Origin of the sequence: Alkalimarinus alittae (assembly GCF_026016465.1) — a bacterium.
In the GTDB taxonomy this organism is placed as follows: Bacteria; Pseudomonadota; Gammaproteobacteria; order Pseudomonadales; family Oleiphilaceae; genus Alkalimarinus; species Alkalimarinus alittae.
In genome coordinates, this window is the sequence record NZ_CP100390.1 from 313,910 (window position 1) to 328,725 (window position 14,816).

Here is a 14,816-nt window from a genome sequence, read left to right on the forward strand (position 1 = left end):
ATCAAGACGCTAGTTTGTTATTAGTGCCAAGATTGTGTTGTGTATTAACTTACTTGTTTTTTTTAGATTAGGCTACTTTTTCTCAGTATTGCGGGTTAGTGCCTCTAGCTGTTTATTGCGTTGTTCCATCATGTCTCTAACGGCGTGGGCATCGTCAACAATGTTAAGTGCTCTGTCTAATGTCAGTGTGTCCTCGTTACTTTGAGGGGGCGTATATGTGGGGGTATTACCCCTATCTGAGTCAGTTGCTGTCTTGGGCAGGGGCGCTGTTACTTCAAGAATGGGCGTAGACTGGATTATATTGGTTTGGTCGTTGACCACTAATGTGCTGAATTTAACGCCTTCAGGTGGTTGGTCGCCATAATGCCAAACCCCAGTTGCATCTTTCCACTTATAAACGGTACGGTCTGAAGGTAGGCTAGGTACATTTGATATTATTTCGCTAGGCGATAAATCGTCGATATTCGGCAAACTCATCATGGGCTCGCCTTGCTTGTTTTTCATCATAAATGGAATCGTTATTGCGCCAATCAAAATGATGGCGGTAACTATTCGGTATATCCACTTCATATTTTTATTTTTCTCTTATTCATTTAAGGAGTGCACTAACTATAAATATAGCGGCTTTTAACGATTGCTCTTAATTTCTGACAAATAAGCTTTAATGAATGCACGGTCATAGTTTGGAAGCGTCGCGTGCACGACCGACACTAAGTAAGGCATGATTACTTCGAGCGATGTCTGCGGATTACGCGTCAGTGCTTGCTCGGAATAGCTCAATAGGTTTAAAGATACGGTTTGTATTGTGTTCTGTTTTGCCGAGAGCTTAGCAATATGGTCAACTCGCTGGAATAGTAGTGCCTGCTCGATCTGTTCTGCCTGTAACTCTGCACGTTGAACAGTCGCCTTGAGCTCGGGGTGGTGTGGCGCAATGTGTTTTAGCTGCTTGCGTATATTGCGAAGCGGTGTCACAGTTTGGTCGCTCCACAGGTCTAGAAGACGATCATCCGCAAGTTTGTCGGCTAATAGTTCTTTTTGCTCAAGTCCAAGCCAGCAACAGAGCAGCAGGCGGTTAACCTTTAGTCCATATTGGTCTTGTAGTGCGAGTAGCGAAACCTGAACCTCAGGGTGCTTCCATAGCGATAATGAAAAATTCCAAAACGGCGATTCTAGTGACAGGGCTATTGGTAGTGACAGGGCTATTGGTAGTGTGATGGCAGTATTGTTAACAGTATTGTCGTTTCTTTGGTCTGGCATGGTTTTGTTTATCCTGCGGTCGAGGTAGAATGCCGCCCATGTTAAATATTGAAGCGTTAAGTCTACTACGTGGCGGTAATACGCTGCTAGACCAAGTTGAAGTTACTATCCATACTGGGCGTCGTGTGGCGATTGTGGGTGCCAACGGTTCGGGCAAAACCAGCCTGTTTAAGTTGATTCTCGGTGAGCTGCAGGCGGATGAAGGTGAGCTAACGCTGCCCGGCCAGTGCCGTATCGCGCATATGCAGCAGGAAGTCGATAATATTGATCGTACTGCCATAGAGCATGTGATTGATGGTCATAAGGAGCTTCGCAAATTAGAAGCGGCATTGGCGCAAGCAGAAGCCGCAGATGACCACGGAAAAATGGCCCAGATACACGGTCAGCTTGACGCCATCGATGGTTACAACGTCAATGTTAGTGCAGAACAATTACTACATGGGCTTAGTTTTTCTCAACACGATATGCATCGCCCAGTCAGTGACTTTTCTGGTGGTTGGCGAATCCGATTAAACCTTGCTCAGGCGCTAATGTGTCCGTCAGACCTGCTATTGCTCGATGAGCCGACTAACCACTTGGACCTTGATGCAACGCTTTGGCTTGAGCGATGGTTAAAGCAGTATCAGGGAACCTTACTGTTTATTTCACATGACCGTGATTTTATTGATAGTGTTGCGAGCCATGTACTGCATTTCGAAAACAAAAAGCTCAATTACTATACCGGCAGTTATTCAGACTTTGAAAAACAAAGAGCCGAGCGACTTGCTCAGCAGCAAGCTAACTTTGAAAAGCAGCAGCAACGTATTTCAGAAATAGAAGATTTTGTTCGCCGTTTTCGGGCCAAAGCCACTAAAGCCAAGCAGGCTCAGAGTCGCTTAAAAGAACTAGAACGGATGGAAAAAATAGCAGCAGCGCATATCGACTCGCCGTTTCATTTTGAGTTCCCGTGTTCAGAAAAAATGTCAGATCCGCTATTAAACCTGAAGAAAATCTCAGTAGGTTATGGCGATAAAACTATTTTGAGTGATGTCACTCTTAGCATTCACCCAGGTACGCGAGTAGGTCTACTTGGACCGAATGGCGCGGGTAAGTCGACTCTGATCAAAGCGTTTGTGAATGACTTGCCTCCACTGGCGGGTGAGCGTGTCTGTGGTGAGCATTTAGCCATCGGTTACTTTGCTCAGCATCAGCTTGAAGCACTAGACCCTAAAGCGTCTCCTGCGACCCATATTCAACGACTCTCACCGAAAGAGTCTGAGCAATCTATTCGTAACTTTCTGGGTGGTTTTGGCTTTCATGGTGATGAAGCATTTGGCGATATCACTACGTTTTCCGGCGGTGAAAAAGCACGCTTGGCACTCGCTATCATTGCGTGGCAGAAACCCAACCTATTATTGCTCGATGAGCCGACCAACCACCTTGACTTAGAAATGCGCCACGCCCTGACCATGGCATTACAGAGCTTTGAGGGCGCGGTCATCGTTGTTTCACACGATCGTCATTTATTGAAAAATACCGTTGAAGAGTTTTTATTGGTCGTCGATGGCAAAGTAGATGTTTTTGATGGCGACTTGCCGGCCTATGAAAAGTGGCTGCTGGATTATCAAAAACAATCAGACCAATCCACAGAAAAAACTGTCAGCAATTCAGATAATGAGTCGTCAGACGATAAAAAAGAACGAAAGCGTTTAGCCGCTGAAAATCGAAAACGTATTAGCCCGCTTCGTAAACAGCTGGAAAAAGATGAAAAATCAATTGATCGGTTACATCAGGTGCTGGAAGAAATAGAAGGACTATTGGCTGACCCTGATATTTATTCAGACAGCCAAAAAGACCGTTTAAAGCAGGTGTTACAACAGCAGGCTGAAAGCAAAACTGAACTTGAAGAAGTTGAACTCAGTTGGTGTGATGTCAGCGAGCAAATCGAAACCCTTCAGGCGGAAGAGTTAGAGTGAGCCCAATGCCCGTTCTGTACTCCTTTCGCCGCTGCCCCTATGCCATGCGTGCGCGAATGGCGCTAAGTTACAGTGGTGTAAAGGTTGCGCTTCGAGAGATTGAATTAAAGAATAAGCCGCTTGAATTGCTAACCGCTTCAGCCAAAGGTACGGTCCCCGTATTGATTCTACCTGACGGTCAAGTGATTGATGAAAGCAGGGATATTATGTTGTGGGCGTTAGCTCAGAACGATCCTGATAATTGGATGCCAGCGCTAAATAGCGTGCTATATAAAGAGGCGATTAGCCTGATTGATCAGAATGATGGTGAATTTAAAGGCTATTTAGATCGCTATAAATATGCAGACCGGTACCCTGAGCATCCAGAAGCGCATTACAGATCACAGGGCGAATTGTTTCTAGCGGAGTTAGACGCAAGGCTTCAAACTAGCCAATACTTGCTGGGCGAACAGCTGTCAGTGGCCGATATCGCTATTATGCCGTTTATTCGCCAGTTTGCGCATGTTGACATGGCTTGGTTTCGGCAAACTCAATATGCCGCCCTGCAAACGTGGCTAGATCTGCTGTTAGCATCCACTTTATTTAACCGAATAATGGAAAAATATAAGCCTTGGGTTTCTGATGCCGAGCCTGTCTACTTGCCTGTTAAACCAAACAAGTAAGAGCAATAGTCTCGGCGATTTTGCCTCTCAGCTAAGATATTTTTAACGCATACCCTACGGCTTTTAATTGGTCGGCTTCACTTTCTAGGTCATCTCTAGTGAGAGGATGTTGTTCTAACCAACCCGGTTCAAACTCTACACTTAGTGCATCGATATTCGCGTCAATTTTGAACGTGGGTGATTGGCTACTGTCACGACTTCTATTGAGTGCAACGGCCAATCTAAGCAAAATAGCGAGTCTAATCAGAGGTTTTGCTTGTTCCTCTGAATAACTAGAAAAAATATCAGTGTTTAATTTTCGACGGTGGCAGCGGATGAGTGTTGCGATTGCTTGTTGTAACGGATTTGAGAAACCGGATAAATCGGAGTATTTAATGAGGTAGGCGCCATGCTTATGGTATTGCGTGTGGGATATCGCAAGGCCTATTTCGTGCAGTCTACAAGACCAACGCAATAAATCGGCGAAAAAATCAGCGTTTAGCCCCCAGTAGTGTTGTACTTGCCTAAATGCGTACATGGCAGTGCGTTCAACATCTTGGGCGTGCGGGGTATCGACTAAGTAGCGCTCTTGAAGTGCCGATATGGTGCGTTCTCTGACGTCTTCATGTTGAATGCGGCCAATCATATCGTAGAGCAGACCTTCTCTTAGTGCGCCGTCAGCAAAGGTCATGATATCGATTGATAAAACGTCAAAGCAGGCGCACAGAATCGCTAACCCTGAAGGGAAAATCGTTAACCTGTCTTTTTTTACGCCAATATCTTGTAACTTATCGATATGACCGAGCGAGATAACATACGCTTTTAACTGGTTGAGGGATTGAGCGGTAATGCCATCTTTAGAGTAGCCGAGACTTGCTATTAATAGAGCGATGGCTTTAATTGAGCCGGAAGAGCCAATACTGGTCTGCCAGCCTAATGCCTGAAAGCGATACCGAATATTAAGCAGTTCTCTGGATGCATGAGCGATTGCTGCCTGCATACCTTGTTCGGTGATCTCGCCATCTCGAAAATAGCGTTCACGGAATGATACGCAGCCCATATGCAGGCTTTCAAGTGCTTGAGTTTCAAAACGCTCACCAATAATAAACTCGGTACTGCCTCCACCGATATCAATAACAAGCTTACGCCCTGCATCATCTGCCAGAGTGTGTGCAACGCCCAGGTAAATTAACCGTGCTTCTTCGCGCCCGGCTATAATTTCTACCGGCGCACCTAATATCGCTTCTGCTTTACGGGTGAAGTCTCTAGAGTTTTTGGCAACACGAAGTGCGTTGGTGCCCACCACCTGTATAGCATTGGAAGGAATACCTTGTAGTCGTTGGGCAAAACGTTTTAAACATTCAAGGCCTCTTTCTTGCGCCTCTTCAGAGAGATAATTATTTTCATCTAAACCTGCAGCGAGTTGAATTTTTTCGCCTAGTTTATCAAGCGTGCGGATTTCACCGTAAACAGTGCGTCCAACGACCATGTGAAAGCTGTTTGAGCCCAGATCGATAGATGCAAGCGTTTCAGGTATTTCATTCTTTAATACAATATTATCAGAGTGCAATGACGTCACGTGCCTTGAAATCCTCTGTTGAACCTATATATTAGAAACCATCTAAGGCAATAATAAGCCAAAGGTGGATAATATGACACTTAGCGTAAGTGATTTTTGATTAAGGTCACTCACAGGGTAGTGTTTATTTCTGCCTTTAGTAGACGATTTGCCCGATGTTTTATTAAATTTATTGACTGACAACATCAGGAAACCAGAATGAGCGACAAAATTGTTAATGTAACCGATGCCTCTTTTGAAGAAGAAGTCTTGAATGCCGATACTGCAGTATTGGTTGACTACTGGGCTGAGTGGTGTGGTCCTTGTAAAATGATAGCGCCTGTTCTGGAAGAGATTGCCGATGAGTATGAAGGGCGTCTTAAAATCTGTAAGTTGAATATCGATGAGAACGAGCAGACTCCACCAAAATTCAATATTCGTGGTATTCCAACATTAATGCTGTTTAAAAACGGTAATGTGGATGCAACTAAAGTAGGCGCATTGTCTAAGTCCCAGTTGACTGCATTTCTAGATAGCAATATCTAATCTGCTGGTGCTTGAAATGGCGGATGCTGAATCATCTTCTTAGTCATTATCAAATCACCATTTAGTCATCCCCGCGCAGGCGGGAATGACGCGATAGATAAACGAAAAAAGGCGAGCTGCATTAGCTCGCCTTTTTTCGTTTAATTGTCTTTGCTTCTACTCTTTTTCACCATTCCCTGTGATATCCAGTAAAAAGCAGGCCACTGCTGCAGTAACTGCAAACCCGACGATAAAAATTGTCGGCATGGCAGCGTAACCTAGAATAGTCCAGATCATTGATTCTAAGGGGCTCATCTTTTATCTCCTAATCGAGTGAAGTCTAGAGCAGGCACTATTGCTAGTGCCAACCTTCCACGCCTTCCATATCGGGTAGCTGGTGAGCAATACCTTTGTGGCAGTCGATACAGGTTTTTTCACCCGTAGCCAGTGCGGTTGAGTGCATCGTTACAGACCGACGACCCTGTTCGCTGAAGTCCATAAACTCAAAATTGTGACAGTTACGACATTCGCGCGAATCGTTTTCTTTCATACGTTGCCATTCGCGTAGCGCCATACTCTTACGGTGGTCAACAAATTTTTCTCGCGTATTGATCAGCCCTGTAATTTTGCCCCATACCTCTTTACTCGCGGCAATTTTACGGATGATTTTATGGGTCCAGTCTTTGGGTACGTGGCAGTCAGGACATGTAGCCCTAACGCCTGAACGGTTGCTGTAGTGAATAGTCTCTCGGTACTCTTGGTAGACGTTCGCTTCCATCTCGTGACAGCTAATACAGAACTCTTCGGTATTCGTCAGCTCGAGAGCGGTGTTGAAACCACCCCAGAAGATAACACCTGCGACAAAACCAAGGGCAAGTATGATGCCCATGGCGATGCGGCTTGGGCGCGACAATAGCGACCAGTAGCGCCCCAGTATCCCTTTTTTATGATTTGCCATATTTTAACACTCCACTTTCTCTAATCTTCGACTCTACTTAGCGAGCGGCTTCACTGAATTGAAGGTGTTACCAACAAGTGGTTTAGCATCGGCTTGAGGAACATGGCACTGGTTACAAAAGTAGCGACGAGGCGATACATCTGATAACTGTTGCCCGTCACGGGTATCGAAGTGGGTCATGCTTATCTTGGTCGCACCTGACTTCTTGTAATTCTGCCAGCTATGGCAAGATAAGCACTTGTTACTATTAAGATCGATCTTATAGCCACGGATCTGATGCGGAATGAGCGGTGGCTGGTGCAAGTAATCTCTTGCATAAGGTTCCAAGTCCCTAGGGACTCGTTTTAACTCTTCAGCTTTGTTTAATGCCTCGAGCTCTACCGAGCCTCTAAGTGACTGAACTCCGCCAATATCAGCCCACGCTGTGCTAATAATTGTAATGCTAGCCAGCAAGCTGACAAAGGCAACGATGGTAAATTGTTTTTTCATGATTATTTCTCCGCCTTGTTGGCAAATCTCGCTCGCTTTAGACTTTGACTACTTTAACTGCACACTTCTTATAATCCGTTTGTTTTGATAGCGGATCGGTAGCATCCAACGTTAATTTGTTGGTGAGCTGTGCAGCATCGAAGAATGGCATAAAGACTAGGCCTGCAGGTGGTCTATTTCGACCACGAGTTTCAATACGAGATCGTACTTCGCCACGTCTAGATACGATGCTAACTTCATCGCCACGACGTAGGTTACGAGCTTGTGCATCATCAGGGTGCATAAACAGAACAGCATCAGGGAACGCACGGTATAGTTCAGGAACTCGACGGGTCATCGTGCCGCTGTGCCAGTGCTCGAGTACTCGGCCAGTACTTAGCCATAGGTCATACTCTTGATCGGGTACTTCTGCTGGTGGCTCATACGGTAAGGCGTAAATCCAAGCCTTGCCATCGGGTTTACCATAGAAGCGAACGCCTTCTCCTTTTGGAACATAAGGGTCGTGACCTTCTCTAAAGCGCCATTGGGTTTCTTTGCCATTCACCACCGGCCACCTTAAGCCGCGAACTTTGTGGTATGTTTCATAATCGGCTAGATCGTGAGCTTTTCCACGGCCAAAAGTTGCGTACTCTTCGAACAGTCCTTTTTGTACATAGAAGCCTGCGTGACGAGCATCATCATTCAGACGTTCTTCTGGCACTTCGCTCAACGGGAATTTATCAACATTGCCATTCTTATAAAGAATATCAAACAGTGTCTTTCCACGGACTTCAGGCATTTTGGCTATGAGATCTTCAGGCCAGACCTCTTCAACCTTAAAGCGCTTAGAGAACTCCATTAGTTGCCATAAGTCTGACTTTGAATCGCCAGGGCCTTTAACCTGCTGATACCAAGACTGAGTACGACGCTCAGCATTACCGTAGGCGCCTTCCTTCTCAACCCACATAGAGGTTGGGAGTATAAGGTCAGCGGCTTGAGCCGTTACAGTCGGGTAAGGGTCTGATACCACAATGAAGTTTTCTGGGTTACGGTAACCAGGTAAACCTTCTTCATTAATATTTGGGCCGGTTTGCATATTGTTGTTACACATTACCCAATACGCATTTAGCTTGCCATCTTTCAGCATACGGTTTTGCTCTACCGCATGATAGCCAGGCTTCGGTGGAATAGTGCCTTCTGGTAATTTCCAGATTTTCTCAGCCATGTCTCGGTGCTTTTTGTTCGTCACCACCATGTCGGCAGGTAAGCGATGCGAGAATGTTCCGACTTCGCGCGCAGTACCACAGGCAGACGGCTGACCAGTAAGGGAGAACGGACCACTCCCTTCGGTTGATATCTTACCGGTTAGTAGGTGTACGTTATACATCAGGTTATTGGTCCAGACACCACGTGTGTGCTGGTTGAACCCCATGGTCCAGTATGAAACGACTTTGGCTTTAGGGTCTGCGTAAAGCTTGGCTAATTTCTCTAGGTTCTCTTTAGGAACGCCTGACATTTCATGCGCATAATCTAGCGTATAGGTTGAGACGAACTTGGCATATTCTGCAAAGGTAATGTCTTTTGACGCCCCGCTGTCTGGATTCTTCGCGTTTTTCTGCAAAGGGTTCTCAGGGCGAAGACCATAACCGATGTCCGTCACGCCTTCTTTAAAGCGTGTATGTTTATTTACAAAATCTTTGTTTACCGCATCATTTTCAATGATGTAGTTGGCGATATAGTTAAGGATGACCATGTCTGTTTGTGGCGTGAAGATCATGGGGTTATCGGCTAACTCAAAACTACGGTGCTTGAAAGTTGAGAGCACGTGTACACGAACATGAGGTGCACTTAAGCGGCGATCGGTTAGGCGAGTCCACAATATAGGGTGCATCTCTGCCATATTGGAGCCCCAAAGCACGAATGCATCGGCCGCTTCTAGGTCATCGTAGCAACCCATCGGTTCATCAATGCCGAAGGTACGCATAAAACCACCCACAGCAGATGCCATACAGTGACGTGCGTTTGGATCGATGTTATTGGTTCGGAAGCCTGCTTTCATTAACTTGGAGGCCGCATAGCCTTCCATGACAGTCCACTGACCAGAGCCAAACATGCCGACAGACGTGGGGCCTTTTTTCTTCAGGCTATCTTTGAATTTTTCTTCCATGATATCAAAGGCTTTATCCCAAGATACGGGCGTGAATTGACCTTCTTTATCGTATACCCCGTCGGTCATTCTTAATAAGGGGGTGGTGAGGCGGTCTTCGCCGTACATTATTTTGGATAAAAAGTAGCCCTTAATGCAGTTAAGGCCTTTATTTACAGGAGCTTCTGGATCGCCTTGGGTCGCAACAACTCGACCTTCCTGGGTTCCGACAAGCACGCTACAGCCAGTGCCACAGAAGCGACAAGGGGCTTTGTCCCACTTAATAGCCGAGTCACTTGATTTGGTAATCAAGTTAGAGGCTGAAACGGGAACTGCCACACCCGCGGCTGCCGCAGTTGCGGCCACAGCATTGTTTTTAATAAATGTTCTTCTGGATAATTTCATTGTTGCTCCTCCAAGTCGAGGTTTGTAGCGACGTTACTGTTTGTAAGGTCTATGTTGTCAGTAGGTACTAAAGGATCTGATTGTTCTGATTGAGAGAATACCAGCGCAGCGTTAATAACCCCTTGAGTATTATTAATCTCCGTAATTCGGTCGATGATGAATCGTTCGCCTGGTTCTTCTTCTACGGTAACGACCAACTTACCATCATCGTTTATTGCGTGAACTTCAACGCCGTGCAGTAGTTTTAGGCGTTCGGCTACATCGTTTCGGTTTTCAGGTCTGGCGTGGACGACAATGCCGGCTACGCTGTAATCTTGATTCGAGTAGCGAGGTGCTTTTTTCATTCGCTGGTCAGCCTGTTTTAATAGTTTGTCTGTTAGACGTATTGGGTAAAGGCTGCATCGTTAGTGCGTCGTTAGGGCAAATACTAATACATGCGCCACAGCCATTACATAAATCATTGTTTACTGTTGGGGTTGCTACCCCTTTTCGGTTATCGGTTAAGCTTCCCCAGTCAAACACAATGGCCTCAGGCTCGCAGGCTTCACCGCAACTTCGACAAACGACGCCTTGTAAGGCTAAACATCGGTCATTGATTGTCGGTGCTTGGTGCCAAGGTGTATCTTGATTGCTGGTCTGGCCTGACTGTAAACCTCGATCGACTAATCTCATTAACGCGCCAGCTTGGCAGGCGCTGACGCAGTCCCCACAAAATGTGCATTCGTTGTGTTTGAAATTCGTGGTAGGAAAGCCTCCAGACCCTGGTGTTAGGACGTTTTCAGGGCATTCGGTTACGCAATCACCACATCGAGTACAGAGATCTAAAAAACTGGCTTGATCAACTGACCACGGGGGTAATAACATTGAGGTTGCTGGCGTATATTGACCTTTAAATAACGACCTTCGCCCAAGGTCTACTTCTCTAGACATTATATAAATATACCGTTCCTTGATTTTGTAAATACTGTTCCGCACTCTTTGATTCGCGTAACTTATTGTTCCAAAATGCTTGAACAGCATTTATACGGTAAAGATTACATTGCGTTAAGCGTAGACTGATGATGAGAAATAACCATGATAGTGGTCAATTTTATTAGATAAATAATGTTACATAAAATCAGCCATATTACCTTTTATGTATTTGTAAAAAGTTTATAAGATACTGATTTAATATAATATATGTTTATATTTTGTTGTATTTGAATAATGTTATTATTTTTATGCCTATATATGGGTAATTTGGAGTGTGTGTGCGTTTTTTAGCCAAAAATATATCAAAAGGTTCACTGGTCAAGAAGGCTCTATGGGGTTGGGCTAGCATTATTCTTTTAGTACTGATGAGCATGGCTGCTTCGCTGATTATTACGCAATCTACAGATGGGGATGCGGAACGAATTAATGTGTCGGGTTCATTGAGGATGCAGGCCTATCGAATTTCGCAGATTCTTTTGCGCGTTAATCATGGGGTAGAGAAGACTGAACGTGAGCTCTTAGATGAGTTGGTAGATTTTGATAGTCGGCTTAAAACGCCGATTTTAACTGAACTGTTAGATCTAGGTGAAGGTCGCCCCGATAGGCTAGCATTAGAGTCTGTTTTGCTTGAGTGGCGTGACCTAAAAGCACGTTTGATTAAGCATTCGTTGGCTGATGAGTTGTCACTGCTTAAGGATATTGATCAGTTCACCATCAAAATAGACGATATGGTGGGGCTTTTTCAATCGCAAACGGATTTAAAAATTGAGCAGCTTCGCTACATTCATGGGGTGAGTATCTCGTTGGTTATACTCATTGCTTTTTTTGCGCTTATTGACCTCTATAAAACCGTAATTCTTCCCCTTAGAGCGCTAGTGAGCGCCGCTAATAAGGCCAAAAATGGTGATTTAAGCGCTAGAGTTAGCTATTTAAAAAATGATGAGTTAGGTGTACTAGGCAACACATTTAACCACATGGCTTCTAGTCTAGGAGAGACATACGTAGAGTTGGAGTCGCGGGTGGCGAAAAAAACCCAGGAGCTAAGAGCTCAGACGGAATCTTTAGAGCTGTTATATGAAACATCTCGCCTGATTAATAAAGGGACGACTCATGCAAGTGCTATGAGGTCAATTCTCGATAGTTTAAAGTTAACGGTTGGCGATGGGGTGTTTGAATTATGTTTAACGCCGCAGGCATTGGTTTATGTAGATTCCGCCGAAGGGTTTGGCCGATTTGAGCGGTGTCATGAAGAAATAGCGGAAAGAAAAGAGGAGGTAAAATACTTTTCTATTTCTGTTAAGAAGCATAATTATGGCTGTCTTTTATGGCATATAGATTCTCAGCAGGCGTTTAAAGAGCATGAGCAGCTAATTGCTGCTGTTTGTGATCTTATGGCATCTGCGTTTAGTCGTGATTGGAGGATGGAGCAAACGTGGCGACTTTTGTTGGTAGAGGAGCGAGCTACTATTGCGAGAGAGTTGCATGATTCACTAGCACAGGCCCTATCATATCTAAAAATGCAGGTAAGTCGTTGGCAGACGCTGAGTGACAGAGGGGCTAGTAAGCAACAATTAGCCGGTATTACGGTAGAAATTAGAGAAGGGCTTAATGCTGCGTATGGTCAGTTGCGGGAGTTATTAACGACGTTTAGGTTAAAGTTAGATGAGCCGGGGTTGGAGTCTGCACTGAAGGCGACCGTAGCTGAGTATCGTGAGCGAGGCGCGCTAACTATTGCGCTAGACTATCGATTAGGTGAGGTAGCGTTAAGGCCGAATGCTGAGATACACTTGCTGCAAATTGTTAGAGAGGCGCTTTCAAATGTGGTTCGTCATGCCAAGGCGACGCACGCGGATATACTTTTTTATCTAGAGCAAGACGATAATTTAGTTGTAACGGTTTCAGACAACGGTGTTGGGTTGAGCTCGGGGGAGACAGGTCCGATGCATCATGGCATGAGTATCATGAATGAACGTGCACAAAGCCTTGATGCAACGATAGCGATCAATAATAATTCGGATGGCGGTGTAACGGTTCGCATCGATTGTGAAATGAATAAAATAAAACGTACTGGCGAGACTATTGTTCACGATAAGTGATGGGGAAATCATGGTAAGTGAGAAAGAGCAATTAAATATACTGATCGTCGATGATCACCCAATGTTACGCAAGGGCGTTAAGCAGTTGCTAGAGTTAGAGGCAGGGCTAGACGCCATTGGTGAGGCGAACTCAGGTCAAGAGGCGATAGATATTGCGGAAAAACTGGAGCCTGATCTTATTTTGCTAGACCTCAATATGAAAGGGATGGACGGCATTCAAACTTTAAAGGCGATGAGGGATAAAGACATTTACTCCCGCATTGTTATGTTTACAGTGTCAGACGACCATGACGATGTCATTGCCGCTTTAAAAGCCGGTGCTGACGGTTATGTCTTAAAAGAGACCGAACCAGAAGAGCTAGTATCGTATATCCGGCAGGCCGCTACGGGTACTATGGCCATTAGTGATAAGTTAGCAGCGGTATTGGCCTCAGAGATAGGCAATCGAAAAGGCAGTAAAGGGCGTTCTGTTGATGGATTAACTCAGCGCGAGCGTCAAATACTTAAACAGATCTCTGCAGGCATGAGCAATAAGATGATTGCTGCTAAATTAGATATTGCAGAAGGGACTGTGAAAGTTCATGTCAAAAACTTGCTTAAGAAGTTAAAAATGAGATCTAGAGTAGAAGCTGCGATATGGGCGATGGAAAATAACTTGAAATAAGCTGGCCGAATACTTGGTTTAATGGCAGTTATTCATGAAGGCTTGCTGTATGGTTATTTTCTATGGGTGGGTAAGCAGGTAATGAGACGTAAATGAGTGAGAATGCATTAGTGATAGATGCTGGCATTATTGCTGGCGGGATGGGCTCTCGCTTAGATGGAGCTGATAAAGGGTTGCTTGAATGGGATGGCGCAGAGTTTGCGCTGCACATTGTTAATCGTTTACGGCCTCATACGCGTAAGTTAGTCATAAATTGTAATCGTAATAGTCAGCATTATTGGCCGTTGGCTGATTTGGTCGTCAGTGATGGTGACGAGGCATTTAATGGGCCTTTAGCTGGCCTGAGGTCGTTGATGTTGGCGTCAAATGCTGATTATCTTCTGGTGTCACCTTGCGATACGCCTGCGCTCCCCGAGGATTATGCAGAAAGAATGTTTGCCTGCCTTGAGAGTCATCCTGGCGCAACCATCGCGGTAGATGATGGGGTGCGTTTGCACCCGCTTCATTTGTTGGTGCCTGTATCCTTGGCTGATAGTATAACGGAGTATTTGGCGAACGGTGAGCGGCGAATGATGAAGTGGTTGAAGCAGAATAATTTAGTGTGCTGTGATTTTTCAGATCAACCCGATGGTTTTTTGAATGTCAATACGCCAAAAGAAATGCAGCTATTGTTGACTCAGAAAGGTTGCTGATTAACGATCCTCTTTCCACCGCTCTGCTCGTAATGTGTCTGTGTTTTTTTCTTCTACCCAATTCTCACCGGAGGTGGTGCGTTCTTTTTTCCAGAAGGGGGCGTCGACTTTTAAGTAGTCCATTATAAATTCGCAGGCTGAAAAAGAGGCTTCTCGATGGGCGCTACTGACGCCGACAAAAACGATCTGATCGCTTAAATTTAGCTCGCCCACACGATGGACAACCCTAACTTTTTCAATGGGCCAACGTTTATACGCTTCATCAATAATCTTTTGCAGTGCTTTTTCCGTCATGCCTGGATAGTGTTCAAGGTACATGCCGGTAAGGTCTGTACGATCACCAAATTCCCTAACAAGGCCAGTAAAACTACAAATAGCCCCAATTTTAGGGCAGTCTTGCCTAAAAGCGTCTAGCTCATCTTGAACATTGAAGTCAGCTTCTTGAATTCGGATCATAACATTTCAACCTTACAATAGTG

General features: G+C 45.1%; 16 protein-coding genes. 6 read left to right on the top strand and 10 right to left on the bottom strand.

From position 1 onward, the window contains the following. Positions 1–72: 72 nt before the first annotated feature. Together NKI27_RS01385 and NKI27_RS01390 are read right to left on the bottom strand one after the other, a co-directional pair. Entirely contained in the window at positions 73–570 is a 498-nt protein-coding gene (locus tag NKI27_RS01385) for a DUF4124 domain-containing protein (RefSeq protein WP_265047912.1), read from the bottom strand. A gap of 57 nt (positions 571–627) precedes the next feature. Next, positions 628–1,257 carry a TIGR02444 family protein gene (locus NKI27_RS01390; protein ID WP_265047913.1) on the bottom strand — a complete coding sequence of 210 codons (630 nt, stop codon included), beginning with the start codon at positions 1,255–1,257 and terminating at the stop codon, positions 628–630. Between the two features lie 38 nt (positions 1,258–1,295). Between NKI27_RS01390 and NKI27_RS01395 the strand changes: the two genes are divergently transcribed. After that, entirely contained in the window at positions 1,296–3,212 is a 1,917-nt protein-coding gene (locus tag NKI27_RS01395; protein WP_265047914.1) for an ATP-binding cassette domain-containing protein, read from the top strand. Positions 3,213–3,217: 5 nt separating this feature from the next. Further along, positions 3,218–3,874: a glutathione S-transferase gene (locus NKI27_RS01400; protein WP_265047915.1), complete on the top strand. Its 657-nt coding sequence runs from the start codon at positions 3,218–3,220 to the stop codon at positions 3,872–3,874. 31 nt (positions 3,875–3,905) lie between these two features. On the opposite strand, the gene ppx is transcribed toward NKI27_RS01400, so the two are convergent. Continuing rightward, positions 3,906–5,432 carry an exopolyphosphatase gene (ppx, locus tag NKI27_RS01405; RefSeq protein ID WP_265047916.1) on the bottom strand — a complete coding sequence of 509 codons (1,527 nt, stop codon included), beginning with the start codon at positions 5,430–5,432 and terminating at the stop codon, positions 3,906–3,908. A 198-nt stretch (positions 5,433–5,630) separates the two neighbouring features. Between ppx and trxA the strand changes: the two genes are divergently transcribed. Then, positions 5,631–5,957, top strand: a complete 327-nt coding sequence (trxA, locus tag NKI27_RS01410) for a thioredoxin TrxA (protein ID WP_251810163.1) — start codon at positions 5,631–5,633, stop codon at positions 5,955–5,957. Positions 5,958–6,113: 156 nt separating this feature from the next. On the opposite strand, the gene NKI27_RS01415 is transcribed toward trxA, so the two are convergent. Genes NKI27_RS01415 through napF form a run of 6 tightly spaced genes read right to left on the bottom strand, consistent with a single transcriptional unit; the run spans position 6,114 to position 10,843 of the window. Beyond that, entirely contained in the window at positions 6,114–6,251 is a 138-nt protein-coding gene (locus NKI27_RS01415; protein WP_265047917.1) for a TIGR02808 family protein, read from the bottom strand. Between the two features lie 43 nt (positions 6,252–6,294). Next, positions 6,295–6,894, bottom strand: a complete 600-nt coding sequence (locus NKI27_RS01420) for a cytochrome c3 family protein (RefSeq protein WP_265047918.1) — start codon at positions 6,892–6,894, stop codon at positions 6,295–6,297. Between the two features lie 33 nt (positions 6,895–6,927). Beyond that, the gene (locus NKI27_RS01425; RefSeq protein ID WP_265047919.1) at positions 6,928–7,383 is read right to left on the bottom strand and encodes a nitrate reductase cytochrome c-type subunit; all 456 of its coding nucleotides are present in this window, start codon (positions 7,381–7,383) and stop codon (positions 6,928–6,930) included. Between the two features lie 37 nt (positions 7,384–7,420). After that, positions 7,421–9,913 carry a nitrate reductase catalytic subunit NapA gene (napA, locus tag NKI27_RS01430; RefSeq protein ID WP_265047920.1) on the bottom strand — a complete coding sequence of 831 codons (2,493 nt, stop codon included), beginning with the start codon at positions 9,911–9,913 and terminating at the stop codon, positions 7,421–7,423. After that, complete coding sequence (locus NKI27_RS01435; RefSeq protein WP_265047921.1) at positions 9,910–10,257, bottom strand: chaperone NapD; 348 nt, start codon at positions 10,255–10,257, stop codon at positions 9,910–9,912. The genes napA and NKI27_RS01435 overlap by 4 nt, the downstream gene beginning before the upstream one ends. Positions 10,258–10,264: 7 nt before the next feature. Continuing rightward, positions 10,265–10,843 (bottom strand): ferredoxin-type protein NapF, encoded by a 579-nt coding sequence (gene napF, locus NKI27_RS01440; RefSeq protein WP_265047922.1) that lies wholly within the window; start codon positions 10,841–10,843, stop codon positions 10,265–10,267. A 320-nt stretch (positions 10,844–11,163) separates the two neighbouring features. Between napF and NKI27_RS01445 the strand changes: the two genes are divergently transcribed. The 3 genes from NKI27_RS01445 to mobA all read left to right on the top strand — a co-directional run bounded on the left by NKI27_RS01445 (position 11,164) and on the right by mobA (position 14,337). Further along, positions 11,164–12,981, top strand: coding sequence for a histidine kinase (locus NKI27_RS01445; RefSeq protein WP_265047923.1), 1,818 nt, complete (start codon positions 11,164–11,166; stop codon positions 12,979–12,981). Between the two features lie 10 nt (positions 12,982–12,991). Continuing rightward, complete coding sequence (narL, locus tag NKI27_RS01450) at positions 12,992–13,645, top strand: two-component system response regulator NarL (RefSeq protein WP_265047924.1); 654 nt, start codon at positions 12,992–12,994, stop codon at positions 13,643–13,645. Positions 13,646–13,737: 92 nt separating this feature from the next. Next, positions 13,738–14,337 (top strand): molybdenum cofactor guanylyltransferase MobA, encoded by a 600-nt coding sequence (mobA, locus tag NKI27_RS01455; protein ID WP_265047925.1) that lies wholly within the window; start codon positions 13,738–13,740, stop codon positions 14,335–14,337. Here mobA and moaE read toward each other — a convergent pair whose 3' ends face one another. Beyond that, positions 14,338–14,793, bottom strand: a complete 456-nt coding sequence (moaE, locus tag NKI27_RS01460) for a molybdopterin synthase catalytic subunit MoaE (protein ID WP_265047926.1) — start codon at positions 14,791–14,793, stop codon at positions 14,338–14,340. Between the last annotated feature and the right edge of the window lie 23 nt (positions 14,794–14,816).